This is a genomic window from Amycolatopsis sp. NPDC047767 (assembly GCF_040704195.1).
GTDB lineage: Bacteria > Actinomycetota > Actinomycetes > Mycobacteriales > Pseudonocardiaceae > Amycolatopsis.
The window spans coordinates 1-25,848 of the sequence record NZ_JBEYSJ010000051.1 but is presented as its reverse complement, the minus strand read 5'-3'; the positions used below and the strand labels follow the sequence as shown (position 1 = coordinate 25,848).

The window sequence follows — 25,848 nt, the reverse complement described above, 5'->3', positions numbered from 1 at the left end:
CTCAGTACTTCAGCAGGTTGGTGTCGTCGACCGAGGCCGAGCGCCGGGTGCGGAAGATCGACATGATGATCGCCAGGCCGACCACGACTTCGGCTGCGGCCACCACCATCACGAAGAACGCCATCACCTGACCGTCGAGCCCGCCGTTGATGCGGGCGAACGTGACCAGGCTGAGGTTCACCGCATTGAGCATCAGCTCGACGCACATGAACACGACGATCGCGTTGCGGCGGACCAGGACGCCCACGGCGCCGATGGAAAACAGCAACGCCGACAACAGCAGGTAGTAGCTCGGGGTCACTTTCCTTCCCCTTCTTCGTCGGTGCCCGCGGTAACGCTGTCGCCGCCGACCAGCGCGTGGGCGTCGGGCTTGGGGCCCTCGTCGGCGATGAGCTTGCGCTCGCGCATGAGCTGCAGCGCCGAGGTGGACTCGATGATCGCCGAGAGCGACTCCGGCGCGATCGAGCCGTCGGGCAGCAGGGCCGGTACCGCGACCGAGTTGGCCGTGGCGAACACGCCCGGGCCGGGCAGCGGCGACGGGCGGTCGTGCTCGCCGCGGAAGCGCAGCTTCACGAGCTCGCGCTGCGGGAGCTTGCCGCCCTTCTTGTGGCGGTCGGTGAACGCCAGCACCATCGCGCCGAGCGCGGCGGTGATGAGCAGCGCCGACGTGAGCTCGAACGGGAAGAGGTACTGCGTGAAGATGATCCGCCCGAGGCCGCCCGCGCCACCGCCGTTGGCGGCGTACGGGTCGAGCGACGGCGCCGGGATCACGTTCACCATCGAGCGGAAGACGCCGGCGGCGATCAGCGCGGCGAGCCCGATGCCGAGGATCGTCGCGGCGAACCGCTGTCCGCGCAGGACCTCGACCACGGAGTCGGAGCTCTCGCGGCCGACCAGCATCAGCACGAACAGGAACAGCATCATGATCGCGCCGGTGTAGACGATGATCTGCGTGAACCCGAGGAACGGCGCCGACTGCGTCATGTAGAGCGCGCCCAGGCTCAGCATCGTGAGCACCAGCCACAGGGCCGAGTGCACGGCGTTGCGCGAGAAGATCATCCCGAGCGCGCCGAGCAGCGACAGCGGGCCGAGGATCCAGAACGCGATCGCCTCGCCCACCGACACCGAGGTCGACGCGGGGGGCGGCGCCTGCGCCAGAAGGGCCGTGATCATTGCTGGGCCTCCTGCTGCTGCGCCTTGGCCGCTGTGCCTGATGAGCTCTCAGCTGAGAAGCGTGCTTCGAGCTCGGGGCCGTTGACGTAGTAGTCCTGCTCGTTGTCGCCGAGGCGCATCGGGTGCGGCGGCTGCTCCATGCCGGGCAGCAGCGGGGCGAGCAGGTCTTCCTTGGTGTAGATGAGCCGCTGGCGGTCGTCGTCGGCGAGCTCGTAGAAGTTGATCATCGTCAGGGACCGCGTGGGGCAGGCCTCGATGCACAACCCGCAGCCGATGCAGCGCAGGTAGTTGATCTGGTAGTCCGCGCCGTACCGCTCACCCGGGGAGAAACGCGCTTCCTCGGTGTTGTTGCCGCCCTCGACGAAGATCGCGTCGGCCGGGCAGGCCCAGGCGCACAGCTCGCAGCCGACGCACTTCTCGAGCCCGTCCGGGTGGCGGTTGAGCTGGTGGCGGCCGTGGTACCGCGGCGCGGCCGGGGCGCCGGCCTCCGGGTACTCCTCGGTGGCGACCTTCTTGAACATCATCGCGAAGGTGACGCCGAAACCCTTGATGGGATTCAGGAAGTCAGTTGCCGCCATCTTCTGCCCCTTCCTGTGCTGCGGTGCCGACGGCCGCCGGCTTGCGCCGGGCCGCCCTCGCCTCCGCCTTGGCCAGCGCCTTCTGGCGCGGAGTGCTCTCGGGGACCTTCAGGTCCAGCGGCGGCACGGGGAACCCGCCGCCCGTGAGGTCGACGTAGTCGCCTTCCGGCAGCTTCTTGTTCGGCACCGCCAGGCTGATCAGCACGAGCACCACCAGCACGATGCCCACGCCGACGAGGATCTGCGGCCAGCTCCACTGGATGGTCTTGATCGCGACGACCACGAGGATCCAGACCAGGTTGATCGGCACCAGGACCTTCCAGCCCAGGCGCATGAACTGGTCGTAGCGCAGCCGCGGCAGCGTGCCGCGCAGCCAGATGAAGCCGAACAGCAGGATGAACGTCTTCGCGAAGAACCAGAGCATCGGCCACCAGTTCTGGTTCAGCGGCGAGTCGTCGCCGACGAACGGGAACCGCCAGCCGCCCAGGAACAGCGTGGTGCAGAACGCCGAGACGATCACCATGTTCACGTACTCGGCGAGGAAGAACATCGCGAACTTCATCGAGCTGTACTCGGTGTGGAAGCCGCCGACGAGCTCCGACTCGGCCTCGGGGAGGTCGAACGGCGCGCGGTTCGTCTCGCCGACCATCGAGATCACGTAGATCACGAAGCTCGGGATGAGCATGTAGAAGTACCAGCCGTGGGCTTGCTGCTCCACGATCTCCGACGTCTGCAGCGACCCGGAGTAGAGGATCACCGCGACGATCGAGAGACCCATCGCGATCTCGTAGGAGATCACCTGCGCCGCCGAGCGGAGACCGCCGAGCAGCGGGTACGGCGAGCCCGAGGACCAGCCGGCGAGCACGATGCCGTACACGCCGATCGACGAGCACGCCAGGATCACCAGCACGCCGACGGGCAGGTCGACCAGCTGCAGCGTGGTCGTCTGGCCGAAGATCGACACGACCGGGCCGAACGGGATGGCCGAGAGCGCGATCAGCGCCGGGACCGCGGCGAGCACCGGTGCGAGGAAGTACACCTTGCGGTCGGCCGTGTCCGGGATGATCTGCTCCTTGAACGGGAGCTTGATCGCATCGGCCAGCGACTGCAGGTACCCGCCGGGGCCCACGCGGTTGGGACCGGGCCGGTTCTGCATCCGGCCGACCGCCTTGCGCTCCCACACGATCAGGAAGATCGTAAGGATCGGGCCGATGAGCAGGATGACCACGGCCTTGATGAGGACCAGCCACCACGGGTCGTCCGCGAGCAGGCGAGCGCGTTCTGCCGCGTCCGGCATCTGCGCCAGGAACGGCATGAGCTGCGGGCTCACTGTTCACCTCCGGAGATCTGCACCAGCGCGCCGTGACCCGCGGCCAGTGCGGCGCGGACGGCGGAGCCGTCGGAGTTGCCCGGGAGCCACACGACCCCGTCGGGCAGGTCGGCGACCTCGACGGGCAGCGTGATCGAGCCGCGCTCGTTCGACACGCTGACCGTGGCGCCCAGGCCTTCGGCGGTCTTCGCCGAGAGCCGGGCCACGGGCTTGCGCTGCGTGCCCTTGAGGTGCGGTTCGTCGTCCTGCAGCGAGCCGTTGTCGATCAGCTGCCGCCAGGTGGCGAGCACGGCCTGGCCCTCGCCCGGCGCCGGTGCGGCCTGCGCGCCGGTGGCGATGTAGCCGAACTTCGTGGTGCCCTGGCCGAGCTTGGCGAAGTCGCCCGCCGCGGCGGCCGGCGTCTGCGTGAACAGGTCCACGTCCATCTCGACGGCGAGGGTGTCGAGCACCCGGCCGTCGGACAGGGCGCCGGTGCCTTCCACCGTGATGTCGAAGTCGCGGCGGCGGCCCTCCCAGTTGAGGTAGCTGCCCGCCTTCTCGACCGAGGGCGCGATCGGCAGGACCACGTCGGCCCGCTCGGTGACCTCGCTCGCCCGCAGCTCCAGGCTGACCACGAAGCCCGCGTTGTCGAGCGCGCGGCGGGCCAGGTCCGGGTCGGGCAGGTCGTTGGGGTCGAGTCCGCCGACGACCAAGCCGTCGAGGTCACCACCGGAAGCGGCTTCCAGGATGCCCGTCGTGTCGCGGCCGTCGGCAGCGGGAAGCTCGGCGCCCCAGTGCTTTTCGACCTCGGCGCGAGCCGCCGCGTCGGTGACCGAACGGCCACCCGGCAGCAGCGTCGGCACACAGCCGGTGGCCAGCGCACCGCGCTCACCGGCTCGGCGCGGGATCCACGCGAGCCGCGCGCCCGTGCGCTCGACCAGCGCCCGCAGCGACGAGAACAGGCCGGGAACCTCGGCGGCGCGCTCGCCGACGAGGATCACCGCGTTACCGCCGCTCAGCGCGGAGTCGAGGTCCGGCGCGTGCTGCGCGATCCCGTCGACCGCGGCGGCTTCGCCACCCGGCACGCAGGCGAGCAGTTCACCGAAGGTCTTGCGCACCGACGAGGTGGTCCACTGTCCCAAGTGGACGACGCGGGTGCGGTTCTTGCGAGCCGCCTTGCGCAGCCGCAGGAACACGATCGGCGCCTCGTCCTCCGGCTCGAACGCCACGCACAGGACCGTGCGCGCCCGCTCGATCTCGCCGAAGGTCACGCCGGTCTCCGGCGTGGTGGCCATGACCGACGAGGTGAGGAACGCCAGCTCCTCGGCCGAGTGCGCGCGGGCGCGGAAGTCGATGTCGTTGGTGCGCAAGGCGAGCCGCGCGAACTTCGAGTACGCGTAGGCGTCCTCGACGGTCAGCCGGCCCCCGGTGAGCACCCCGACGCCCTTGCCGTCACGCGCCTTCGCCAGGCCGGCGGCCGCGATGCGCAGCGCGTCGGTCCAGGAGGACTCCTCCAGCACGCCGGCCTCGTTGCGGACGAGCGGGCGGCGGATGCGGTCGTCGGCCTGCACGTAGCGGAACCCGAAGCGGCCCTTGTCGCACAGCCACTCTTCGTTGACCTCGGGGTCGTCGCCGGCGAGCTTGCGCTGCACCTTGCCGCGGCGGAAGTCGGTGCGCTCCGCGCAGCCCGACGAGCAGTGCTCGCACACGCTCGGCGAGGACACCAGGTCGAACGGGCGCGACCGGAACCGGTACGCGGCGCTGGTGAGCGCGCCGACCGGGCAGATCTGGATGACGTTGCCGGAGAAGTAGCTCTGGAACGGCTGGCCGCTCGTGGTGCGCGAGGCCAGGTCCAGCACGTCGGCCGTCTCGGCGGTGCCGATCTGCTGGTGGGCGCCGCGTTCGAGCAGCTCGATGAACGGGTCGCCCGCCACCTGCGCGGAGAACCGCGTGCAGCGCTGGCAGAGCACGCAGCGCTCGCGGTCCAGCAGTACCTGCGTGGAGATCGGCAGCGGCTTCGGGAACGTGCGCTTGGTGTCCACGAACCGCGACTCCGTGCGGCCGTGCGCCAGCGCCTGGTTCTGCAGCGGGCACTCACCGCCCTTGTCGCAGATCGGGCAGTCGAGCGGGTGGTTGATGAGCAGCAGCTCCATCACGCCCTGCTGCGCCTTGTCGGCGACCGGCGAGGTGAGCTGCGTCTTCACGACCATGCCGTCGGCGACCGTCATCGTGCAGGAGGCCTGCGGCTTCGGCATCGGCCGGCCGCCCATCTCCACCTCGACGAGGCACTGGCGGCAGGCGCCGGCCGGGTCGAGCAGCGGGTGGTCGCAGAAGCGCGGGATGACCGTGCCGAGGCGCTCCGCCGTGCGGATCAGCAGCTCGCCCTTGGGCGCGATGACCTCTTCACCGTCGATGGTCAGCTTGACGTAACCCTCGGGGACCGGGGTCTCCGTGGTCGCGGGCTTGTCAGGGGCGATCGTCATGCCTGAGCTCCCACCAATTCGGGCTGGGCGGCCTTGTTCTTCTCGCACAGGTCGAGGAACTCCTGGCGGAAGTACTTGATCCCGCTCTGGATCGGCGACACCGCGCCGTCACCCAGGGCGCAGAACGAGCGGCCGAGGATGTTGTCGCAGACGTCCAGCAGCGTGTCGATGTCCTCGGCGGTGCCGTGGCCCTCGACCATGCGCTCCAGGATCTGCGCGAGCCAGTACGTGCCTTCGCGGCACGGCGTGCACTTGCCGCAGGACTCGTGCTCGTAGAACTCGGTCCACTTCATCACGGCCCACGGCACGGACACGGTCTCGTTGAAGACCTGCACCGCGGTGGTGCCGAGCATCGAGCCGGCCTCCGCCGCGCCCTCGAAGTCGAGCGGCACGTCGAGGTGCTCCGCGGTGAACATCGGCGTGGACGAACCACCCGGCGTCCAGAACTTCAGCGGGATGCCGTCCTTCATGCCGCCCGCGAGCTCCAGCAGCTCGCGCAGGGTGGTGCCGAGCGGGCACTCGTACTGGCCGGGCTTCTCGACGTGGCCGGAGATCGAGTAGATCTTCGGGCCCGGCGACTTCTCGCGGCCCATCTCGCGGAACCAGTCGGAACCCGCGTTGATGATGAACGGCGCGCTCGCGATGGTCTCGACGTTGTTCACCGTGGTCGGCGCGGCGTAGAGGCCGGCGGCCGCGGGGAACGGCGGCTTGAGGCGCGGCTGGCCGCGGCGGCCCTCGAGCGAGTCGAGCAGCGCCGTCTCCTCGCCGCAGATGTACGCGCCGGCGCCGGCGTGCACGGTCAGCTCGAGGTCGTAGCCGGTGCCGAAGATGTTCTTGCCGAGGTAGCCCTTGGCGTACGCCTCGCGCGCGGCCGCGTTGAGCCGGCGGATGCAGTGCAGGGCCTCACCGCGCACGTAGATGAAGCAGTGGTTCGACCGCATCGCGTACGAGGCGATGATGCAGCCCTCGATGAGCGAGTGCGGGTCGGCCATCATGAGCGGGATGTCCTTGCACGTGCCCGGCTCGCCCTCGTCGGCGTTGATCACCAGGTAGTGCGGCTTGTCGAAGTTCGGCGGCATGAACGACCACTTCACGCCGGCCGGGAACCCCGCGCCGCCGCGGCCGCGCAGACCGGAGTCCTTGACGACCTGCACCAGCTGCTCAGGCGTGCCGGCGAGCGCCTTGCGCGCCGCGGTGTAGCCCTCGAGCTGCTCGTAGGTTTCGATGCGCCAGGAGTTCGGCGACAGCCAGCGCTTCGTGAGGACCGGGGTAATCGGGTCGGGCATTACTTCTTCTCCACTTCAGGGAGCGGAACATCCTGCGTCGCGGGCGCCGTCCAGCCACGGTCGGCCGCGATCTGGGCGCCGCGCAGGGTTTCGACGGCCTGCGACGGCCCGTCGACGTCCCCGCGGTAGGTGAGCTCGTCCTCCGGGAAGAACCCGGCCAGCTGCAGCTCCGCGCCCTTGAAGTTCGTCAGCGGCGCGCCGCGCGTGGGGGCCGGCTTCTTGCCCGCCTGCAGCGCGTCGACCAGCGCCACCGCCTTCTCCGGCGTCTGGTTGTCGAAGTACTCGTAGTTGACCTGGATGACCGGGGCGAGGTCGCAGGCCGCGAGGCACTCGGCGTGCTCCAGCGTGATCGAGCCCGGCTCGTTCGGCGTGCCCGCCGTCTCCTCCTGGCCCAGCGGCGCGTCCTCGGAACCGAGGTGCGTCTGGAGCTTCTTGTAGATCGCCTCGCCGCCCATCGCCGCGCACAGCGTGTTGGTGCAGACGCTCACCAGGTGCTCGCCGCAGGGGCGGCGCTTGTACATGGTGTAGAACGTCGCGACCGCGCTGACCTCGGCGTCGGAGAGGTCGAGGTGCTTGGCGCAGAAGGAAATTCCCTCCTGGCTCACGTACCCCTGCACCGACTGCACGAGGTGCAGCATCGGCAGCAGCGCCGAGCGCGCCACCGGGTAGCGGGCGATGATCTCCTTCGCCCGCGTGTGCGTGTCCTCGCCGAACGGGTCCACCGGCGGGTTGTCGGCCAGGATGCCCTCGGCCGCGGCCGGGTCGGGCGCGATGCCGACCACGTCGGTGTCGGGGCCCGCCGCGGCGTGCGTCGTCTTGGCGTCGTGCGGCCCCGGCTCCGGAACTGCCGTCGAGTACGTCATCGGTCCACTCCCCCCATCACCGGGTCGATCGACGCGACCGCGGCGATCACGTCGGCCACCAGCCCGCCTTCGGCCATCGCGGGCATCGACTGCAGGTTCACGAAACTCGGTTCGCGCACGTGCACGCGCAGCGGCCGGGTGCCGCCGTCGGACACCAGGTGCGCCCCGAGCTCACCGCGCGGCGACTCGACCGGCGAGTACACCTGGCCCGGCGGCACGTGGAAGCCCTCGGTCACGAGCTTGAAGTGGTGGATCAGCGATTCCATCGACTGGCCCATGATCTTCTTGACGTGCTCGAGTGAGTTGCCCATGCCGTCGCTGCCGATCGAGAGCTGCGCGGGCCACGCGATCTTCTTGTCCTCCACCATGACCGGGCCCGGCTCGAGCATCTTCAGGACCTGCTTGATGATGCGCAGGCTCTGGTGCATCTCCTCGACGCGGATCAGGTAGCGCGCCCAGCAGTCGGCGTCGGTCGAGGTCGGGACGTCGAACTCGATCTCGTCGTAGCGCGAGTAGGGCTCGGTCTTGCGCAGGTCCCACGGCAGGCCCGCGGAACGCAGGATCGGGCCGGTGACGCCGAGCGCGAGGCACGCGTCGACCGGCAGGACACCCACGCCCTTGAGCCGGTTGCGCCAGATCGGCTGGCCGGTGAAGAGCTTGTCGTACAAGGGAAGACGGCTGTCCATCACCTTGACGAACGCGGAGACCTTCTCCTGGAAGTCGGCCGGCATGTCCTGCGCGAGACCGCCGGGGCGGATGAACGCGTGGTTCATGCGCAGGCCGGTGAGGTGCTCCAGCAGGTGCAGCACCTCTTCGCGCTCGCGGAAGCCGAGCGTCATCGCCGTGGTGGCGCCGAGCTCCATGCCGCCGGTGGCGATGTAGACCAGGTGCGAGCCGATGCGGTTGATCTCCAGCAGCATCACGCGAAGCAGCTCCGCCCGCGGCGGGGCCTTGATGCCCAGCAGCTTCTCCACACCGAGGCAGTAGGCCATCTCCGTGGACAGCGGCGCCAGGTAGTCCATGCGCGTCACGAACGTGACGCCCTGGGTCCACGTGCGGAACTCGCAGTTCTTCTCGATGCCGGTGTGGAGGTAGCCGATGACCGACCGCAGCTGCGTGACGGTCTCGCCCTCCATCTCCAGCACGAGCCGGAGCACGCCGTGCGTCGACGGGTGCTGCGGGCCCATGTTGATGACCATGCGCTCGTCGTGCTGCGCGTCGGCGACGACGTCGTCCCAGTCGCCACCGGAGACCGTGTAGACGCGGCCTTCGGTGGTGTCGCGCGAGTCGGCGTAACCGAAAGCTTCTTCGTCGCCGTCGATGATCTCGGACATGTTCTCGCTGGTAGTCACGAGTACGACCTCCGCTGGTCCGGCGGCGGGATTTCCGCGCCCTTGTATTCGACCGGGATCCCGCCGAGCGGGTAGTCCTTGCGCTGGGGGTGGCCGTCCCAGTCGTCCGGCATGAGGATGCGGGTCAGCGCGGGGTGGCCGTCGTAGACGATGCCGAACATGTCCCAGGTCTCGCGCTCCTGCCAGTCGGCCGTCGGGTAGAGCCCGACGAGCGAGGGCACGTGCGCGTCGTCCACGTCGAGGGTGACCTCGACGCGGATGCGGCGCCGGTAGGTCATCGACGTGAAGTGGTACACGGAGTGCAGGCGCTGCGGCACGTCCACGCCGTAGTCCACACCGGACACCGAGCTCAGCAGCTCGAAGCGCAGGCCGGCGTCGTCGCGCAGCACGCGGGCGACCTCCAGCAGGTGCTCGCGGTCGACGTAGAAGGTGATCTCGTCGCGGTGGACCGTGGTCTGCAGGATCGCCGCGGCCGGAACCTTGTTGTCCGCCAAGGCCGCGTAGAACTCGTCGGCGAACTCGTCGAACCAGCCGCCGTACGGGCGCTCGGCCGGGGGCGGGCTGTAGGCGGGCAGGCGCACGCCGCCGTAGCCGGAGGTGTCACCGCTGCCGGTGACGCCGAACATGCCCTTGCGGGCGCGGCCGGCGACAACGGGTTCCACCGGAGCGGCGGGCGTGGTGCCCTGCGGCTCGAGACCGGCTTCGGGGCGCTCGGCGCTGGACTGCTCGCCACCGGTTTCGGGGGTTTCTGCGTTTTCGGGGTTGTCGGCCACCGGGCTCACTTCTTCGCGTACTTGATCGACGAGGGGATCAGCTCGGTGCGCGCGCCGCTGGCCGCGCGGATCGCGGCGCGGCGGGCGTTGATCGGCTCGTCCTGGATCTTGGCGTGCAGCTTGAGGATCGCGTCGAGCAGCATCTCCGGGCGCGGCGGGCAGCCGGGGAGGTACATGTCGACCGGCACCACGTGGTCGACGCCCTGCACCACGGCGTAGTTGTTGAACATGCCACCCGACGAGGCGCACACGCCCATCGCGAGCACCCAGCGCGGCTCGGCCATCTGGTCGTAGATCTGGCGCAGGACGGGCGCCATCTTCTGCGTCACGCGGCCGGCCACGATCATCAGGTCGGCCTGGCGCGGGGTGGCGGAGAAGCGCTCCATGCCGAAGCGCGCGATGTCGTAGCGGGAACCGCCGACCGTCATCATCTCGATCGCGCAGCACGCGAGCCCGAAGGTGGCGGGCCACAGGGAGTTCTTGCGCGCCCAGTTGACCAGGCCCTCGAGGCTGGCCAGCAGGATGCCGTTGGGGAGTTTCTCTTCGAGGCCCATGGCTTCAGTTCCAATCCAGGCCGCCGCGCCGCCACACGTAGGCGTACGCGAACCCGACCGTAACGATGAACAGCACGATCTCCACCAGGCCGAACACACCGAGCGCGTTCGCGTTCACGGCGAACGGGTAGAGGAACACCATCTCGATGTCGAACAGGATGAAGAGCATCGCCGTGATGTAGTACGCCACCGGCATCCGGCCGCCGCCGACGAGCGGCTGCGGCGAAGGCTCGATCCCGCATTCGTAGGCCGAGAGCTTCGCCTTGTTGTAGCGGCTGGGGCCGACGAGCGGGCCCAGCAGCACCGACAGGGTGGCGAACGCGAGCGCCAGCACGAACAACAGGACGAGCGGCAGGTACACCTTCAGGCCAGGCGCGGCCGCAGCTCCACTGGGGTCGGCCTGCGCCAGCACGGGCAACATCAGCACGGGGTCTTCGCCATCCTTTCCGCGCCGCTGCGGGTTGCTTCTCGGGTGGTGGTCCGCTTCCTCGTCGGCACCCTAAGGGAGCTGGGTCACACCGCCGAGGGTCAGGGCACCCTTACGGCCCGTGGCCGGGCCACGGGGTGCTTGTGAAATAGTTCACAAGCCACTCGTCGTGGATGTGAAGCGATTCACAAGCATGGGGGGAGTGTAGGACGCGACTCACACGGCCGTCTCTAGGGGCCGTGGTATAAGGCTTACCTAACTTGACCGCCCGGCCAGGACGGTGCGGCGCCGGTCGCACTCGCGGGACCAGCGATTTAGGGGTTGATTACCGGATGAGCCGGGGACAATCCGGACGTGATCTTGTGACGTATCCCACCTGACCGGCCGGGCAACCATTGCTCCAGCCGGGTATCGGCGCACCGGCTCGTGGGACGGCAGCGAGCCGGAGCGGGGTCCTCCGGCCGGTCGCTGGGGGTAGTCGGCTCGGTCAGCGAGGAGTGGGCGTGACCCGCGCGAGGGCCGAGATGAGGCGGTCGACGCCGTCGCCGCCCTTGGCGTCGTAGCAGCCGGAAAGTCCCTTGTACACCAACGGAAGGATCTTGTTGATCCGCAGGCCGTACTTGGTGCACGCGTGCATGACCTTGGGGTTGCCGATGAGCTTCGCGAAGACGTTGCCGAGGCGGTAGTAGCCGCCCATCAGCTCACCGACGGCGCGCGGGTAACCCTGCAGCGCGCGCTCGCGCGAAGGGCCTTCGCGGCGGGCCAGCGCCTGCACGACGACCTCCGACGCGAGCTGCGCCGACTCCATCGCGGCGGAGATGCCTTCGCCGTTGAACGGGCTGACCATGCCGCCGGCGTCGCCGAGCAGCAGGAGGCCGTCGCGGTAGTGCGGGGTGCGGTTGAAGCCCATGGGGAGACCGGCGCCGCCGACCTTGCCGATGGCGTTCTCCTCGCGGTAGCCCCATTCCTCGGGCGTGCCGTCGAGCCACTGGCGCAGGAGCGCGCGGTAGTCGGTGTTGCGGAAGGAAGCCGAGGTGGAGAGCATGCCGAGGCCGACGTTCACGGTGCCGTCGCCGAGCGGGAAGGCCCAGCCGTAGCCCGGGAGCAGCTTGGGGTTGCGCGGGTCGGAGCGGTCCCACAGCTCGAGGTGGCCCTCGATGAACGGGTCGTCGTGGCGCGGGCTCTTGTAGTACCGGCGCACGGCGACGCCCATGGGGCGCTTCTCGTTCTTCTCGATGCCGACGCTCAGCGCGAGCCGCGCGGACACCCCGTCACACGCCAGCACGAGCGGCGCGCGGTAGCTGACCGGCGTCTTCTCGGGGCCGACCTTCGCCTCGACGCCGATCACGCGGCCGGACGGGCTGGTGATGGCGTTGGTGACGGTGGTGCGCTCGTACAGGCGCGCGCCGGCCTTGACCGCGGTCTTGGCCAGCAGGTCGTCGAAGTCCTGGCGCGTGCGGGCGACGCCGTAGGGCGGGTAGCTGGTGAGGTCGGGCCAGTCGAGCTCCAGCGTGAGGTCGCCGGTGAGGATGCGCAGGCCGCGGTTGCGGACCCAGCCGTTCTCCTCGCTCGTGTCGATGCCCAGGTCGATCAGCTGCTTCACGCCACGCGGCGTGAGGCCGTCGCCGCAGACCTTCTCACGCGGGAACTCGGTCTTCTCCAGCAACAGCACGTCGACCCCCGCGCGCGCGAGGTACGTGGCCGCGGTGGAACCGGCCGGTCCGGCGCCGACCACGATCACTTCGGCGTCGTGGTCCGGGCTGCGGCGGGAGATCGTCATGTCACGAGTCTACGGAGGGCTTCTTCGCGCGGTGAATGGCGACGACGCCGAATGTGAGGTTCAGCCACTCGACCTCGATCCAGCCCGCGCTCGCGATGATCTCGCCGAGCGCCCGCTGGTCGGGCCACGCGAGCATGGATTCGGCCAGGTAGGAGTACGCCTCGGGGTTCGTCGACGAGCGGCTGCCGACCCAGGTGAGCAGCTTCAGGACGAAGCGCCGGTAGAAGAACCGGATGGGCGCGAAGGTGGGCGTGGAGACCTCGCAGATGACCAGTCGGCCACCGGGCTTGACCACCCGCAGTATTTCCGTGAGGGCGGCCTTGGTGTCGACGAAGTTCCTCAGCGCGAGGGAGATCGTGACGGCGTCGAACGAGTCGTCCGCGAACGGCAGGTGCAACGCGTCCGCCGCGACCATCGGCAGCTTCCGCCGCAGTCCCGCCCGCAACATCCCGAGCGAGAAGTCGGCCGCGACGCAGTAGGCGCCGTTGCGCGCGTACTCGACCGTCGAGACGCCCGTGCCGGCCGCCAGGTCCAGCACCTTCTCCCCCGGCTTGGCGTCCAGCACCCGCGCCGTGGTGGTCCTCCACCGCCGGTCGAACCCGAACGTCATGAACGAATTCGCCCGGTCATAACCGGACGCCACGCCATCGAACATCGCGGCGACTTCGTGCGGATCCTTGTCCAGACTGGCGCGGGGCATGCCTCGAATCTAGACACTGGCGTGCGGACTGGACGCTGAGGGTGGCTGAGGCGCTGGTCAGGAGGGCTGGGTCGGGGCCCGGTCCGGTCCGGGCCCGGTCCGGGACCGCGACGGCGGGGTCGGGCCGCGACGGCGGGGCTCCGTCGCGGTCACGGGGGTCCGATCGCGACGGTTGGCGCGGCGTGAGGGGCCCTATCGCGCCTCGGCCATGGCACGAACGGTCTCCCCGTGCGCCGCCAACGGCACGAACGGTCCACTCGCACGCCACCACCGGCGCGAACGGTCCCTTCGCCCCACCAACGCGGCGCGATCGGTCCCCTCGCGCGCCAACGACGGCACGAAAGGTCCACTCGCGCCGCTCGGGTCGGCGCGAGTGGACCGTTCGCGATCGGACCACTCGCACCCAGCGGGCCGGCACGAACCGTCCCCTCGCGACCCGCGCACGGCGCGAACGGTCCTTTCGTGCCCCAGTGCGCGACACGAGCGGTCACCTCGCACGTGCGGCACGGCGCGAACGGTCCACTCGCGCCGCTTGCACACCGCGAGCGGCCCCTTCGTGCCCGCCGCGCGGCGCTAAAGGTCCCGTCGCACCGAGCAACCTGCGCGAACGGTCCCCTCGCACCCTCGGATGGCGCGAACGGTCCCCTCGCACCCTCGGATGGCGCGATCGGTCCTCTCGCGCGCGGCCACCGGCGCGAAAGGTCCACTCGCGCAGCCGGGTCGGCGCGACTGGACCGTTCGCGATCGGACCACTCGCACCCAGCGGGCCGGCGCGAACGGTCCCATCGCGCTCATCGCATCTCCCGAACCGTCCCTTCGTACCCCCAGTGCGCGACACGAGCGGTCACCTCGCCCCACCGACGCGGCGCGATCGGACCACTCGCACCCAGCAGGCGGCACGAACCGTCCCCTCGCGACCCGGGCACGGCGCGACCGGTCCACTCGTGCCCGTTGGGCGGTGCGAGGGGACCGGTCGCGGTTCGGCTGGGACCCCGGGTCAGTCCGAGTGGGCTGGTCCGGGATGGGTTGATCCCCACGGACCAAACCCGAACCGACCCAAGCGAAACCTCACCCAAGCGCAGCGAGCATCCCCCGCACCGACTCCGGCCAGGCGAATTCCTCGGCGCGCGCCCGGGCGGCGGCGCGGCGGAGGTCTTCGGGGCTGTCCAGGAGGCCGGTGACGGCGGTGGCGAAGGCGGGGGCGTGGTCGTCGACGGCGGCGCCGCAGCCGGGGCGGACGATTTCGCGCAGGGCGGAGGAGGCGGAGACCACGACGGGGGTGCCGGAGGCGAGGGCCTCGAGGGCGGCCAGGCCGAAGGTCTCGTGGGGGCCCGGGGCGAGCGACACGTCGGCGGTGGCCAGCAGGCGGGCGACTTCGTCGCGGCCGGAGAGGAAGCCCAGGAACGTCACGGGGAGGCCGCGGGCGCGGCGTTCCAGCGCGCGTCTTCGAGGCCCGTCGCCGGCGATCACCAGGCGCACGCGGGCGCCGGACTCCGTCAGTTCCGCCACGGTGTCCACGCTGCGCTCGACGTGTTTCTCGGGAGACAATCGTCCACAGTGGACCAACAAGGCATCCGCCCCATCGGCCAGGGAATGGCGCCACGAGTCCGAGCGCATCGACGGGGCGAAGGTCGCCAAGTCGACACCCAACGGGACCCGACGGACGTTCGGTGCCGCGATCCGGTCGAACTCGGCGCGGGCGAAAGCAGTGGTGCAGACGACCGTGTCGTAGCTGGCGGCCATGCGGCGGTTGGCGACGTCCGCGACGCCCCGCGCGACCGGTCGGGGCAGGAGAAACTGCTCCAGCAGACGGTCGAGGCGCTCGTGGGAAATCACCGTGCTGGGCACCCCGTTGCGACGCGCCCAGGTGCCCATGCCGCGCAGCGTCAGCCGGTCGGAGACCTCCAGGCGGTCCGGCGAGAGCCGCCGCAGCACGGACCGCACGCGGTGCGGGTCGACGGCCCGGTAGCCGCCCGTGCCGGGGATCCGGGGCGCCGGCAGCGAGTACCGGCGCACGCCCGTGGGCAGTGTCTCCACCGCGTACCGGGTGCCCGGCACGACGAGGGTCACGCGGTGCCCGCTGGCGACATAACCCGCGCCGAGGTGGTGCAGGGCGGTCCGCAGCCCTCCCGAGCGCGGCCCGTAGAAGTTCGCCAGCTGGACGATGTGCATCGCTCAGGCCGCGCGCGCGGCCCGGTCCTGCACGGCCTCGTAGTGCCCCACCAGTTCTCGGCACACCGCGGGCCACGTGCGGCCCAGTACGACCTTGCGGGCCTTCTCCCCCAGCCGCGCCCGCAGGGCCGCGTCGCGCAGGTCGTCGATGCGCTCGACGAGGGCGCGGCCGAACTCGTCGCGGTCGGCGGGCAGCAGGTAGCCCGTGCGGCCGGGCAGGACGAGGTCTTTCGGGCCGCCCGCGTCGGGCGCGAGCACCGGCAGGCCGGAGGCCATGGCTTCCTGGACGGCCTGGCAGAACGTCTCGTGCGGTCCGGTGTGGACGAACACGTCGAGGCTCGCGTAGGCCACCGACAGCTCGTCGCCGTACTTCGCGCCGAGGAAGGCGGCGCCGGGGAGACGTTCGCGCAGCGAGGGCAGCTCGGGGCCATCGCCGACCACGACCACGCGGATGCCGGGCACGCCGGCCAGCGACACGAGCCGGTCGACCTCCTTCTCCGGCGCCAAGCGGCCGACGAAGCCCACGAGCAGCTCGCCGTTCGGCGCCAGCTCGGCCCGCAGCGCCGGGTCGGCGTGCGAAGGCGAGAAGCGGTCGATGTCCACGCCGCGGGCCCAGCGGTGCACGCGGGGCACACCGTGCAGCTGGAGCTGCTCGACGGAGTCGGACGACGGCGCGAGCGTCCGGTCGGCGCGCGAGTGCACGCGGCGCACCCAGCGCCAGGCGGCGCGCGCGCCGATGCCGAAGCCGTACGACGTGGCGAAGCCCGCGATGTCGGTCTGGTAGACGGCGATCGACGGCACCCGCAGGCGCCGCGCGGCGGCCAGGCCGCGAGCGCCCACCACGAACGGCGAGGCCAGGTGCACCACGTCCGGGCGGAAGCCGCTGAGCGCCGTGAGCACCGTGCGCGTCGGCAGGCCGATCGGCAGGGAGTGCACGCCGGGCACATCCAGAGCGGGGATGCGGACGACCGGTGCGCCGCGGTAGGACTCGGGCCCCGGTCCCGGCGCCACCACGAGCACGTCGTGGGCGCGGTCGACCAGGTGCTCGACGACCCGCAGCACGGAGTTCGTCACGCCGTTCACCTGGGGCAGGAAACTTTCGGTGACTATGGCGACTCGCACCCGGCCACTGTCGCACCGGCGTGCGCGAACCGGACCAATCCTTCGTGACCGATGGGCCAACGGTGTTCGAACACTCCGAAGCGTCCGGGTCCGAATACAGTCCGTCGACAGATTCGCCACGACATGTCACCTCAAGGTCGTGTCCCGGAAACCAGGACGGCCCAGACTAAGCAGGCATGACCCTCTTGTCCTCCAGGCCGTCGCAGCCCGTGGAGCCGGGGCTGCTCTCGAGGGCTCTCGAGGTGGCCGGCCGGCTGGCCAACGACGCCACCGACGTGATCACCGCGACGGCGGGCCGCGGAGCCCACCCCTCGACCCTGGACTCCCCGTTCGACTGGGTCACCGACACCGACAGAATCCTCGAGCGCCACACCCGCCGGGTGCTGACGGCCGAGTTCCCCGGCATCCCCGTGGTGGGTCACGAGTTCGGCGCCGACCACGGCGCCGACGTGGCCGAGTACCGCTGGGTCGTGGACTCCGTCGACGGCACCGCCAACTACGTCGCCGGCGTGCCGTGGTGCGCGTACAGCCTCGCGCTGATCGACGCGTCCGGGCCGGTGGTGGGGGTGGTCGCCGACCCGTACCGCGCCCAGATCTACGCCGCCGCCCGCGGCCGCGGCGCCCGTGCCAACGGCAAGCCCATCCAGCTCGTCGACCGTCGCGTGACGGCCGGCGCCATCGTCTGCACCGAGCTCGCGCGCAAGGGGCCGTGGCCGGGGATGGGCGGCTTCATCGAGCGCGCGGCGGCCGCCCACGCGGGCGTGCGGGTGCTGGGCTCGGCCGCGCTGTCGATCGCGCAGGTCGCGCTCGGCCACGCGGCCGCGGCGGTGCTGCACAGCTACCACGAATGGGACGTCGCCGGCTCCGTCGCCATGGCCATCGAGGCCGGTGCGGTGGTGCTGGACAAGCACGGCGAAGACACGACGCTGCCGACAGACGGCCTCTTGGTGGCCGCTCCGGGGGTCGCCGACGAGGTGCTGAGCTGGTGGCAGGAGACGGCCACGGTCGCCACGACCTGACGCGGCGTTCGGGCGGCCGGGGCACGGTCGCCTGAGCGCTACGCTTGATCGCGGCGAACCCGCCGGCGGGTGAACACGAAGCCCACAGCCACCCGCGCGACAACGGCCGCGGCGCACAGCAAGAGGGTCAGGCGCCGCCGGCAGAGACCACCGAGCGCGGCCGCGTCAGGCGACCGGGACCTCCGGCACCTCGGTCGCCGCCCGGGCGGCCCGGTCGCGCTTGATCAGGCGGCGCAGCCACCACATCAGCGGGCCCGCGACCAGCCAGGTGATCAGGATCGTCGTGCCGAGCGGCAGGAGGGTGAGCGTCGCGGTGCGGCCGGCGACGCGGGCGGTGCGGTCGGGGTTCGTGACGTCGTACTCGATGGCCACGAGCTGGCCCGCCAGGAGGCCGGACGGGTACAGGACGCCGTTGGCCGGGCTGTGGACGATGCCGTCCGGGCTCTGGAACTGGATGATCGTGCGATCGAAGTTCACGGACTCGACGGTGGCCGTGGCCGTGCCGAGGTGGGACTCGATGGCGTTGTCGTTGCGGATCGCCGCGAAGAGCAGGCTCACGCACATGACGGTGAGGAGCGAGGCGACACCGAGGACGGCGAACCATCCGATGCGCCTCGCCCGCTCACGCCTGACCGTCACGTCGCAAGGCTACCAATCCGGCCGAAAGCAGGCCGACGCCCGCTCGGCACGTAACCGTTGCTACGAAGCCATTCGGCCGTGACTGTGGTCCGATCGGTAACGATCGGTACAGGAGAGCGTCACCGTTCGCCCGCGGCAGCGAGCATGCGGTGGTTGGCCCGGATCTGGTCGTAGGACTTCGGCTTGACCAGAGCGTGGGCCGCCCGAGCAGACCGAGCCGCGGCACCGTTGGGACCGACGGCCGGCTTGCCCTTCGTGAACAGCCACGTCTGGAACAACGCCTGCAGCGGCTTGCCCGACACCTGCTCGGCCAGCGCCTCGAACTCCGGGATCACGCCGTTGCCGCCGACCTTCGTGGCCTGCCACTTCTGCAGGATGGCGAAGAACGCGTCGTCGCCGACGGTGGTGCGCAGCGCCTGCAGGGCCATCGCGCCGCGGTCGTAGACGGCGCCGTCGAACTGGTTCTCCTCACCCGGGTCGCCGGGCAGGACCTGCCAGAACGCGTCGTCGGCGGCGTAGGAGTCGTAGGCGTACTGCGCGAGCTCGGCCGTGGTGCCCTCGCCCTCGTGCTCGGACCACAGGTACTCGGCGTAGGACGCGAAGCCCTCGTTGAGCCAGATGTCGCTCCACTTGCCGAGGGAGACGTTGTCGCCGAACCACTGGTGGGCGTTCTCGTGGGCGATGAGGGTGGTGTTGGAGCCGTTGAGGAAGTTCTTCAGCCCGTAGGTGGGGCGGGTCTGGTTCTCGAGCGAGAACGTGATGCCGCTGGTGACCACGCCACCCTCGGCCTCGAACGGGAACGGCCCGAACTGCGTGGCCAGGAACGCGTCGATCTCCGGCGTCCGCTCGACGCTCGCCTTGGCCGCGTAGAGGGAGTCGCCGAGGTCGGAGCCGTACGCGGTGATGAACGGCTTGCCGTCCGGCGTCGTCGACTGGTTGACCTCGTACTTGCCCACGACGAACGACGTCAGGTACGTGGCCTGCGGCTTCGTGCTGCGCCAGTTCCACCGCGTCCAGCCGGCGCGCGACTGGGTCTTGCGCACGAGCGTCCCGTTCGTGATGGCCGCGTTGCCGTCGGGCGCCTCGATGCTGACGTCGTAGGTGGCCTTGTCCGTCGGGTGGTCGTTGGACGGGAACCACCACTGCGCGCTCTGCGGCTCGTCGACGCCCAGCGCGCCGAACGCGCCGTGCTTCCAGCCGTGCAACCCGTCGACGGCCTCGGTGGACGGCGTGTCGTCGTAGGCCACGACGACGGTGGTGGTCTGGCCCTTCAGCAACGGGTGCTGGGGCGTGATGACGAGCTCGCCGTTGCCGTTCTGGTTGGCGAACGTCGCGGCCTCGTTGCCGACCAGCACGCTCTTGGCCTTGAGCGCGAAGTCGAGGTCGAACCGCGACAGGTCCTGCGTCGCGGTGAGCAGCAGGGTCGTCGTGCCCGCCAGCCGGTCGGTGTCCGGCTGGTAGGTCAGGCGGATGTCGTAGTGCAGGACGTCGGTGCCGCCGTTGCCGGCGTTGGGGTAATACGGATCACCCACCCCCGGCGCCCCCGGCTGCGGCGCGGCCGACGCCACCCCCGCCACCAGCACCGACACCACTCCCGCCGCGACCAACCCGAGCCCGGCCCGACCTCTTCCACGCATGGCGTTTCCTCCCAGACGGTGATCAACGCGCTCGAACGTAGCCAGGGTTCGAGTTGCGAGGTACGTCCGTTGGGAGGTTCTTACCCGCTGGGACCGCGGAAGGTAATCACTTGACGGGGTGGCGAAACTCAGTCGGGTGATGGAAGAACCGCTGGTCGGGAACATGACGAGCGGCATCGTCCGCGTCGGCGACACGGTGCGGCGCCCGGCGGGGCCGTGGACTGAAGCCGTCGACGCGCTGCTCGGGTACCTGCATTCGGCCGGCTTCCGCGCGGCGCCGCGGCCGCTCGGGCGAGACGAGCGCGGCCGGCAGGTGCTGGAGTTCGTGCCGGGTGAGGTGGGCGGCCCGTACTCCCCCGGCGACCTGCGAGAGCTCGGCCGCACGCTGGCGGAGCTGCACCTGGCGCTGGCCGGCTTCGTGCCGCCGCCGGGCGCGGTCTGGCAGCGGCTCATCCCGCCGGACCGTGAGGAACTCGTGTGCCACAACGACGTCGCGCCGTGGAACCTCGTGCGAGCCGAGCGGGGGTGGGTGCTGATCGACTGGGACTGCACCGCGCCGGCCTCGACGGTGTGGGACCTCGCCCACACCGCGCAGACCGCCGCGGACCTGCGCGCCGACCGGCCGGTCGCGGAATCCGCCGCCCGTCTGCGCGCGTTCACCGACGGCTACGGCCTCGACGAGCGCCGGCGTGCTGAACTCCCGGCCGCGCTCGGCCGCCGCGCCCGGGCGATGCACGACTTCCTGCGTGCGAACGCCGGCACGCGGCCGTGGTCACGGATCTGGCGTGAGGACGGCCCGTACTGGCTGGCGACCGCCGACTACCTCGACGCCCACCAGGACGCGTGGCGAGCAGCGCTGGATTGAACCTCAGCCGTGGCCGACGGCCGAGGCCACGGCCTTGCGCAGGCGCGCGTGCAGGTCGCGGTGGCGGGAGCGGTCCACGCGCACCTCGACGACGCGCAGGCCCGGCGCGGGCTTCAGCGCGGCGCGGAACTCCGACACCGAGGTGGCCACCACGTGCGGCACCCGGTAGCCCGCGCACAGCGCGCCCAGGTCGGCGCCGTGGGGAGTGCCGAACACACGCTCGAAGCTGTCGGCGTGTTCGGGCGCGCCCTGTTCCAGCAAGGAAAAGATCCCGCCCCCGTCGTCGTTCAGGACGACGATGGTGAGGTCCGGACGTTGCTCTGCGGGACCGGTCAGCAGGCCGGAAGCGTCGTGCAGGAACGTCAGATCGCCCAGCAACGCGTACGAAGGCGCGCGGTGCACGGTGGCCGCACCAATGGCCGTGGAGACGGTGCCGTCGATGCCGGCGACGCCGCGGTTGCGGTGGACCAGCACGTCGGGACGCAGGGTCCCGGCCAGGGCGACATCGCGGGTCGGGTTCGAGGAGCCCACCACCAGAAGAGCGCCCTGAGGCAAGGCGTCCACCAGTTCCGACGCGACGCTCAACCCGCTGGGCCACGGTTCCGCGGCGAGAGCCGACGAAACGGCCGCCGCGGCGGCCGCGTCGGCGCGTTGCCAGCCGGCGAGCCACTCCGGGTCGGCAGGCTTCGTGGGCTCGGCGAACCATTGGCCGACCTGGCGGACGTTGTGCGCCGGCGCGGGCCAGTCGGAGTCCGGGCGGACGAGCAGGACCTCGACCGCGGGGTCCGAGAGCACCTTCTGGACCTGCCGGAACACCGTCGGCCGGCCGAGGCACAGGACCTGCTCCGGCTTGTGCCGCGAGATGAACTCCTCGACGCCCAGCAGCCACGCGCCCGACGAGATGGCCGTGGAGCCGGACAGGCCCAGACCACCGGTTTCCGAAACCACCGGCCAGCCGTGCTGCTCGGCCCACTCGCTGGCCGCCTGCACGCCGGTGTCGCACGCGATCACGAGGCCGTGGCGGGCCGAGGGCACCACGAACGACGGCAGGGCGCCGAAGTCGGGCAGTTCGGTCCAGCGTTCGCCGTCGGCTCGGCCTTCGGTGGATTCGTACCACTCGCCGTCGTCGTCGAGGTCCGGGACGAGCGGCTCGCGGAACGGGATGTTCAGGTGCACCGGGCCGCTGCGCCACTCGCCGTAGGCGGCGTTCCAGGCGCGGCAGATCTGGCTGCGCCAGTAGGAGTTCTGGCCGGCGCGCCGCTCGGCGACGGCAAGCTCGTCGAAGTAGCGCACGGCGTCGCCGTAGAGCTGGTACTGGTCGATCACCTGGCTGGCGCCGGCGGACCGCAGCTCGGGCGGCCGGTCGGCGGTGAGCACGATCAGCGGCACGCCCGCGCGGTCGGCCTCGAGCACGGCCGGGTGGAAGTTCGCGGCCGCCGTGCCGGAGGTGCAGACCACCGCCGACGGCCGGCCTGTGCGGGCGGCGATGCCGAGCGCGAGGAAGGCGGCGCCGCGCTCGTCGATGCGGACGTGGAGCTTCAGCCGGCCGGCCGCGGCCGCGTCGTAGAGCGCGATCGACAGCGGCGCGTTACGCGAGCCCGGGCAGAGGACGACGTGGGACACGGTGTTACGGACCAGTTCGTCGACGATGACCCTGGCCTGCGCGGTGGAGGGGTTCACCGGCAGGCTCCGGGTAAGTCGCCCACGGACGCGCTACCTCCCGCGGAGGCGGCATCAGGCACAGCAGAGATGTCCACAGGTCCTATTCTCCCAAACGTGGATGACGCCCGAGTTTCCGAGCTGTTCGACCCCGCCGCGTGGACCGAGGTCGAAGGTTTCGCCTTCACCGACATCACCTACCACCGCTCTGCCGAGAGCCGCTCCGGCAAACGGGTGGTCCGCGTCGCGTTCGACCGTCCGGAGGTCCGCAACGCCTTCCGCCCGCACACGGTCGACGAGCTCTACCGCGCCCTCGACCACGCCCGGATGAGCTCCGACGTCGGCTGCGTCCTGCTCACCGGCAACGGGCCGTCGCCCAAGGACGGCGGCTGGGCGTTCTGTTCCGGCGGTGACCAGCGTATTCGCGGACGCTCCGGGTATCAGTACGCGAGCGGGGAGACCTCCGACACGGTCGACCCCGCACGCGCCGGCCGGCTGCACATCCTCGAGGTCCAGCGCTTGATCCGCTTCATGCCGAAACCGGTGGTCGCGGTCGTCCCGGGCTGGGCCGCGGGTGGCGGGCACTCGCTGCACGTCGTGTGCGATCTCACGCTCGCCTCCGCCGAGCACGCGCGCTTCAAGCAGACCGACGCCGACGTCGGCTCGTTCGACGCCGGCTACGGCTCCGCCTACCTCGCCCGCCAGGTCGGGCAGAAGTTCGCCCGCGAGATCTTCTTCCTCGGCCGCGACTACACCGCCGAGCAGATGCACCACATGGGCGCGGTCAACGAGGTCGTCCCCCACGCCGACCTGGAGAAGGTGGCGCTGGAGTGGGGCTGGGCCATCGTCGGCAAGTCCCCGACGGCGCAGCGCATGCTGAAGTACGCGTTCAACGCGATCGACGACGGCCTCGTCGGCCAGCAGCTCTTCGCCGGCGAGACCACGCGGCTCGCCTACATGCAGGACGAAGCCGTGGAAGGCCGCGACGCGTTCCTGCAGAAGCGGGACCCGGACTGGTCCGACGTCCCGTACTACTACTGATCCTCCGGGGGACCTTGTGCGTGTGGTGTGGCTCGACGGGAGCGCCGAAGCGGTGTCCACGCTGGACACGGCGGTGGCGGCCGCGCTCGACGGTGGCGAGGCCGTGCTGCCGCTTTCGAGCGCCGACCCGGCGGCGTCCGGCGTCCTCGACGCGATGGCGCCCGACCGCCCGGTCGAACCGGACACGGCAGTGATCATCGCCACGTCCGGGTCGACGGGCGCGCCCAAGGGCGTGCTGCTGTCACCGGGCGCGCTGACGTCGTCGGCCACCGCCACGCACGCCCGGCTCGGCGGCGCCGGCCACTGGCTGCTCGCCACGCCGGCGCACTACATCGGCGGCTTGCAGGTGCTCGTCCGCGCTCGGCTGGCCGGAACGAAACCCGCGTTCCTGACCGGCACGGGCTTCCGGCCGGACGAGTTCGCCGCGGCCGCCGCGCCCGTGCTGGCCGAGGCCGGGCCGCGCTACACGGCGCTGGTGCCGACGCAGCTCGTCCGGCTGCTCGACGACGGCGGGGCCGGGCTGTCCGCAGCGCAGGCGTTCGACGGGATCGTGCTGGGCGCGGCGGCGACGTCCGCGAAGCTGCGTACGCGGGCGATGGAGGCCGGCGTGCGGATCGTTCCCGCGTACGGCATGAGCGAGACCGCGAGCGGCTGCGTCTACGACGGGGTGCCGCTCGACGGGGTGCGCGTGGAGCCGGACGCGGACGAGCGGCTGCGGATCTCCGGGCCCGTGCTGGCCCACGGCTACCGGCTCGCGCCGGAGCTGACCGCGGAGTCGTTCCAGGACGGCTGGTTCCGCACGTCCGACCGCGGCCGGCTGCTCGACGACGGCCGCGTGGAGGTGCTCGGCCGCGCCGACGACGTGATCAACACCGGCGGCGTGAAGGTGTCGGCGGGGTCGGTGGAGCGGGTGCTCGGCGCGATCAAGGGTGTGCGCGACGTCTGCGTGGTCGGGATCCCGGACCCCCAGTGGGGTGAAACCGTGGTCGCGCTGGTGGTCGCGGAGGGACCGGTCGCGCCCGAGACGATCAAGGCCGTCGCCCGCGAGGAGCTGGGCGCCGCGGCCACGCCGAAGCAGATCGAGTTCGCGGATGAGCTGCCGCTGCGGGGCCCCGGGAAGATCGACCGGGCAGCCGTCAAAGCCCACTTCGACCTACGGATGGCGTGAAATCCCGCCGGATCGTTGACAGGGTGCCAGTGATCGCGGTTGCCTCGGGGTATGACGAGGTGGACCAAGGCGGCCGTCGCGGTCGTGACTCTTGCGGTGGGGCTGCTCATCGGCGCGGGCGCCGCGTCGGCCGACGAACCGAACACCAGTGGGACTCTCACGTGGCAGGTCACGGGTTCCTGATCGGGTGAAGATCGCATGGCGTTGAATAACGACCATGGCGACAGTGAGTGAGTGGATCGAAGGCGCCCGCCCGCGGACGCTGCCCAACGCGATCGCGCCGGTGGTCGCGGGCGTCGGTGCGGCGATCGCGCTGGACGCGTTCTCGTGGTGGCGTTCGGTGCTCGCGCTGCTGGTCGCGCTCGCTCTGATCATCGGCGTGAACTACGCCAACGACTACTCCGACGGCGTCCGCGGCACCGACGAGAACCGCGTCGGCCCCCTGCGCCTCGTCGGCTCCGGCACGGCCGCCCCGAAAGCCGTCCTCACGGCGGCGCTGGTGTGCCTCGGCCTCGCCGGCGTGCTGGGCCTGCTGCTCGTCGCCCTCACCGGCTTCTGGTGGCTGCTGATCATGGGCGGCGTCTGCATCCTCGGCGCCTGGTTCTACACCGGCGGCAAGAAGCCCTACGGCTACTACGGCTTCGGCGAGATCGCCGTCTTCGTGTTCTTCGGCCTCGCCGGCGTCCTGGGCACGGTCTACGTCCAGGCCGGCCACGTCAGCTGGGCCGGCCTGGCCTGCGCCGTCGCCGTCGGCACCTTCTCCACGGCCGTGCTGACGGCCAACAACCTCCGCGACATCCCCACCGACATCGAATCGGGCAAACGCACCCTCGCCACCCGCCTGGGCGACAAGGGCACCCGCCGCCTTTACCTCGCCCTGGTAACCGTGCCCTACGTCCTGACGGTGATCCTCGGCATCTGGCACCCGCTCCAGCTCATCGCCCTGATCACCGCCCCCATGCTGCTGAAGTCGATCCGCGCCGTCGGCGGCGGCAAGGTGGGCCGCGAACTCATCCCGGCACTGCGCGACACGGGCTTGGCCATGCTCGCGTGGGCGGTCCTGAGCGCAATCGCACTCGCCCTCTGACCACACACCCCAGGCGACACACACCGCCACCCACCCAACCGCCGCCCAACCACGCGACGAAACCTGCACCCCCAGCCCCGCCCCGGCACCCCGATCCGAAGCCTCCTTGCGGCCGGTGAGCCGTTGTCAAGGCACGCTTTCCCGCCTTGACAACGGCTCAC

Annotated in this window: 24 protein-coding genes; 6 read left to right on the top strand and 18 right to left on the bottom strand. The window is 70.9% G+C overall.

The genetic code is table 11. The annotated features are described in order from the left end of the window. Position 1: 1 nt before the first annotated feature. The 15 genes from nuoK to AB0878_RS46015 all read right to left on the bottom strand — a co-directional run bounded on the left by nuoK (position 2) and on the right by AB0878_RS46015 (position 16,572). The gene (gene nuoK / locus AB0878_RS46085) at positions 2-301 is read right to left on the bottom strand and encodes an NADH-quinone oxidoreductase subunit NuoK (protein ID WP_360597685.1); all 300 of its coding nucleotides are present in this window, start codon (positions 299-301) and stop codon (positions 2-4) included. Then, complete coding sequence (locus AB0878_RS46080) at positions 298-1,173, bottom strand: NADH-quinone oxidoreductase subunit J (RefSeq protein ID WP_366589157.1); 876 nt, start codon at positions 1,171-1,173, stop codon at positions 298-300. Before AB0878_RS46080 ends, nuoK begins: the two co-directional genes overlap by 4 nt. Then, positions 1,170-1,751 (bottom strand): NADH-quinone oxidoreductase subunit NuoI, encoded by a 582-nt coding sequence (gene nuoI / locus AB0878_RS46075; protein ID WP_366589154.1) that lies wholly within the window; start codon positions 1,749-1,751, stop codon positions 1,170-1,172. Before nuoI ends, AB0878_RS46080 begins: the two co-directional genes overlap by 4 nt. Next, a complete protein-coding gene (gene nuoH, locus AB0878_RS46070) occupies positions 1,738-3,066 on the bottom strand; it encodes an NADH-quinone oxidoreductase subunit NuoH (RefSeq protein ID WP_366589213.1) in 1,329 nt (442 codons plus the stop codon). Before nuoH ends, nuoI begins: the two co-directional genes overlap by 14 nt. Positions 3,067-3,077: 11 nt before the next feature. Further along, on the bottom strand, positions 3,078-5,543 hold the full coding sequence (locus AB0878_RS46065; RefSeq protein WP_366589151.1) for an NADH-quinone oxidoreductase subunit G: 2,466 nt from the start codon (positions 5,541-5,543) through the stop codon (positions 3,078-3,080). Next, positions 5,540-6,829, bottom strand: a complete 1,290-nt coding sequence (gene nuoF / locus AB0878_RS46060) for an NADH-quinone oxidoreductase subunit NuoF (protein WP_366589149.1) — start codon at positions 6,827-6,829, stop codon at positions 5,540-5,542. Before nuoF ends, AB0878_RS46065 begins: the two co-directional genes overlap by 4 nt. Further along, complete coding sequence (gene nuoE, locus AB0878_RS46055) at positions 6,829-7,692, bottom strand: NADH-quinone oxidoreductase subunit NuoE (protein WP_366589147.1); 864 nt, start codon at positions 7,690-7,692, stop codon at positions 6,829-6,831. The genes nuoF and nuoE overlap by 1 nt, the downstream gene beginning before the upstream one ends. Beyond that, positions 7,689-9,026, bottom strand: a complete 1,338-nt coding sequence (locus tag AB0878_RS46050) for an NADH-quinone oxidoreductase subunit D (RefSeq protein ID WP_366589211.1) — start codon at positions 9,024-9,026, stop codon at positions 7,689-7,691. Before AB0878_RS46050 ends, nuoE begins: the two co-directional genes overlap by 4 nt. Before the next feature lie 14 nt (positions 9,027-9,040). Continuing rightward, on the bottom strand, positions 9,041-9,826 hold the full coding sequence (locus AB0878_RS46045) for an NADH-quinone oxidoreductase subunit C (RefSeq protein WP_366589144.1): 786 nt from the start codon (positions 9,824-9,826) through the stop codon (positions 9,041-9,043). Beyond that, the gene (locus AB0878_RS46040; RefSeq protein ID WP_204091789.1) at positions 9,823-10,371 is read right to left on the bottom strand and encodes an NADH-quinone oxidoreductase subunit B family protein; all 549 of its coding nucleotides are present in this window, start codon (positions 10,369-10,371) and stop codon (positions 9,823-9,825) included. Before AB0878_RS46040 ends, AB0878_RS46045 begins: the two co-directional genes overlap by 4 nt. Before the next feature lie 4 nt (positions 10,372-10,375). Continuing rightward, positions 10,376-10,792 (bottom strand): NADH-quinone oxidoreductase subunit A, encoded by a 417-nt coding sequence (locus AB0878_RS46035; RefSeq protein WP_360597848.1) that lies wholly within the window; start codon positions 10,790-10,792, stop codon positions 10,376-10,378. 493 nt (positions 10,793-11,285) lie between these two features. Continuing rightward, complete coding sequence (locus AB0878_RS46030) at positions 11,286-12,578, bottom strand: geranylgeranyl reductase family protein (RefSeq protein WP_366589141.1); 1,293 nt, start codon at positions 12,576-12,578, stop codon at positions 11,286-11,288. A 1-nt stretch (position 12,579) separates the two neighbouring features. Further along, positions 12,580-13,278: a demethylmenaquinone methyltransferase gene (locus AB0878_RS46025; RefSeq protein ID WP_366589139.1), complete on the bottom strand. Its 699-nt coding sequence runs from the start codon at positions 13,276-13,278 to the stop codon at positions 12,580-12,582. A 1,068-nt stretch (positions 13,279-14,346) separates the two neighbouring features. Further along, on the bottom strand, positions 14,347-15,450 hold the full coding sequence (locus AB0878_RS46020) for a glycosyltransferase family 1 protein (RefSeq protein WP_366589137.1): 1,104 nt from the start codon (positions 15,448-15,450) through the stop codon (positions 14,347-14,349). Positions 15,451-15,453: 3 nt separating this feature from the next. Further along, positions 15,454-16,572 (bottom strand): glycosyltransferase family 1 protein, encoded by a 1,119-nt coding sequence (locus AB0878_RS46015; RefSeq protein WP_366589135.1) that lies wholly within the window; start codon positions 16,570-16,572, stop codon positions 15,454-15,456. A 176-nt stretch (positions 16,573-16,748) separates the two neighbouring features. On the opposite strand from AB0878_RS46015, the gene AB0878_RS46010 reads away from it, so the two are divergent. Next, positions 16,749-17,591, top strand: a complete 843-nt coding sequence (locus AB0878_RS46010; RefSeq protein WP_220245973.1) for an inositol monophosphatase — start codon at positions 16,749-16,751, stop codon at positions 17,589-17,591. A gap of 165 nt (positions 17,592-17,756) precedes the next feature. Here the strand turns inward: AB0878_RS46010 and AB0878_RS46005 are convergent, their stop codons facing one another. Continuing rightward, positions 17,757-18,230, bottom strand: a complete 474-nt coding sequence (locus AB0878_RS46005) for a DUF3592 domain-containing protein (protein WP_366589133.1) — start codon at positions 18,228-18,230, stop codon at positions 17,757-17,759. 119 nt (positions 18,231-18,349) lie between these two features. After that, on the bottom strand, positions 18,350-19,867 hold the full coding sequence (locus AB0878_RS46000) for a M1 family metallopeptidase (RefSeq protein ID WP_366589131.1): 1,518 nt from the start codon (positions 19,865-19,867) through the stop codon (positions 18,350-18,352). 139 nt (positions 19,868-20,006) lie between these two features. Between AB0878_RS46000 and AB0878_RS45995 the strand changes: the two genes are divergently transcribed. Further along, positions 20,007-20,732, top strand: a complete 726-nt coding sequence (locus tag AB0878_RS45995; RefSeq protein WP_366589209.1) for a phosphotransferase — start codon at positions 20,007-20,009, stop codon at positions 20,730-20,732. A 3-nt stretch (positions 20,733-20,735) separates the two neighbouring features. Here the strand turns inward: AB0878_RS45995 and menD are convergent, their stop codons facing one another. Continuing rightward, positions 20,736-22,412 (bottom strand): 2-succinyl-5-enolpyruvyl-6-hydroxy-3-cyclohexene-1-carboxylic-acid synthase, encoded by a 1,677-nt coding sequence (gene menD, locus AB0878_RS45990; protein ID WP_366589129.1) that lies wholly within the window; start codon positions 22,410-22,412, stop codon positions 20,736-20,738. A gap of 96 nt (positions 22,413-22,508) precedes the next feature. On the opposite strand from menD, the gene AB0878_RS45985 reads away from it, so the two are divergent. From AB0878_RS45985 to AB0878_RS45970, 4 genes are read left to right on the top strand one after another with little or no spacing between them, the layout of a single operon-like run. Next, on the top strand, positions 22,509-23,432 hold the full coding sequence (locus AB0878_RS45985) for a 1,4-dihydroxy-2-naphthoyl-CoA synthase (RefSeq protein ID WP_220245968.1): 924 nt from the start codon (positions 22,509-22,511) through the stop codon (positions 23,430-23,432). A 16-nt stretch (positions 23,433-23,448) separates the two neighbouring features. Next, positions 23,449-24,600, top strand: a complete 1,152-nt coding sequence (gene menE, locus AB0878_RS45980) for an o-succinylbenzoate--CoA ligase (protein WP_366589127.1) — start codon at positions 23,449-23,451, stop codon at positions 24,598-24,600. 51 nt (positions 24,601-24,651) lie between these two features. After that, the gene (locus tag AB0878_RS45975) at positions 24,652-24,783 is read left to right on the top strand and encodes a hypothetical protein (RefSeq protein WP_366589125.1); all 132 of its coding nucleotides are present in this window, start codon (positions 24,652-24,654) and stop codon (positions 24,781-24,783) included. A 34-nt stretch (positions 24,784-24,817) separates the two neighbouring features. Next, a complete protein-coding gene (locus AB0878_RS45970; protein WP_366589122.1) occupies positions 24,818-25,687 on the top strand; it encodes a 1,4-dihydroxy-2-naphthoate polyprenyltransferase in 870 nt (289 codons plus the stop codon). Positions 25,688-25,848 lie beyond the last annotated feature (161 nt).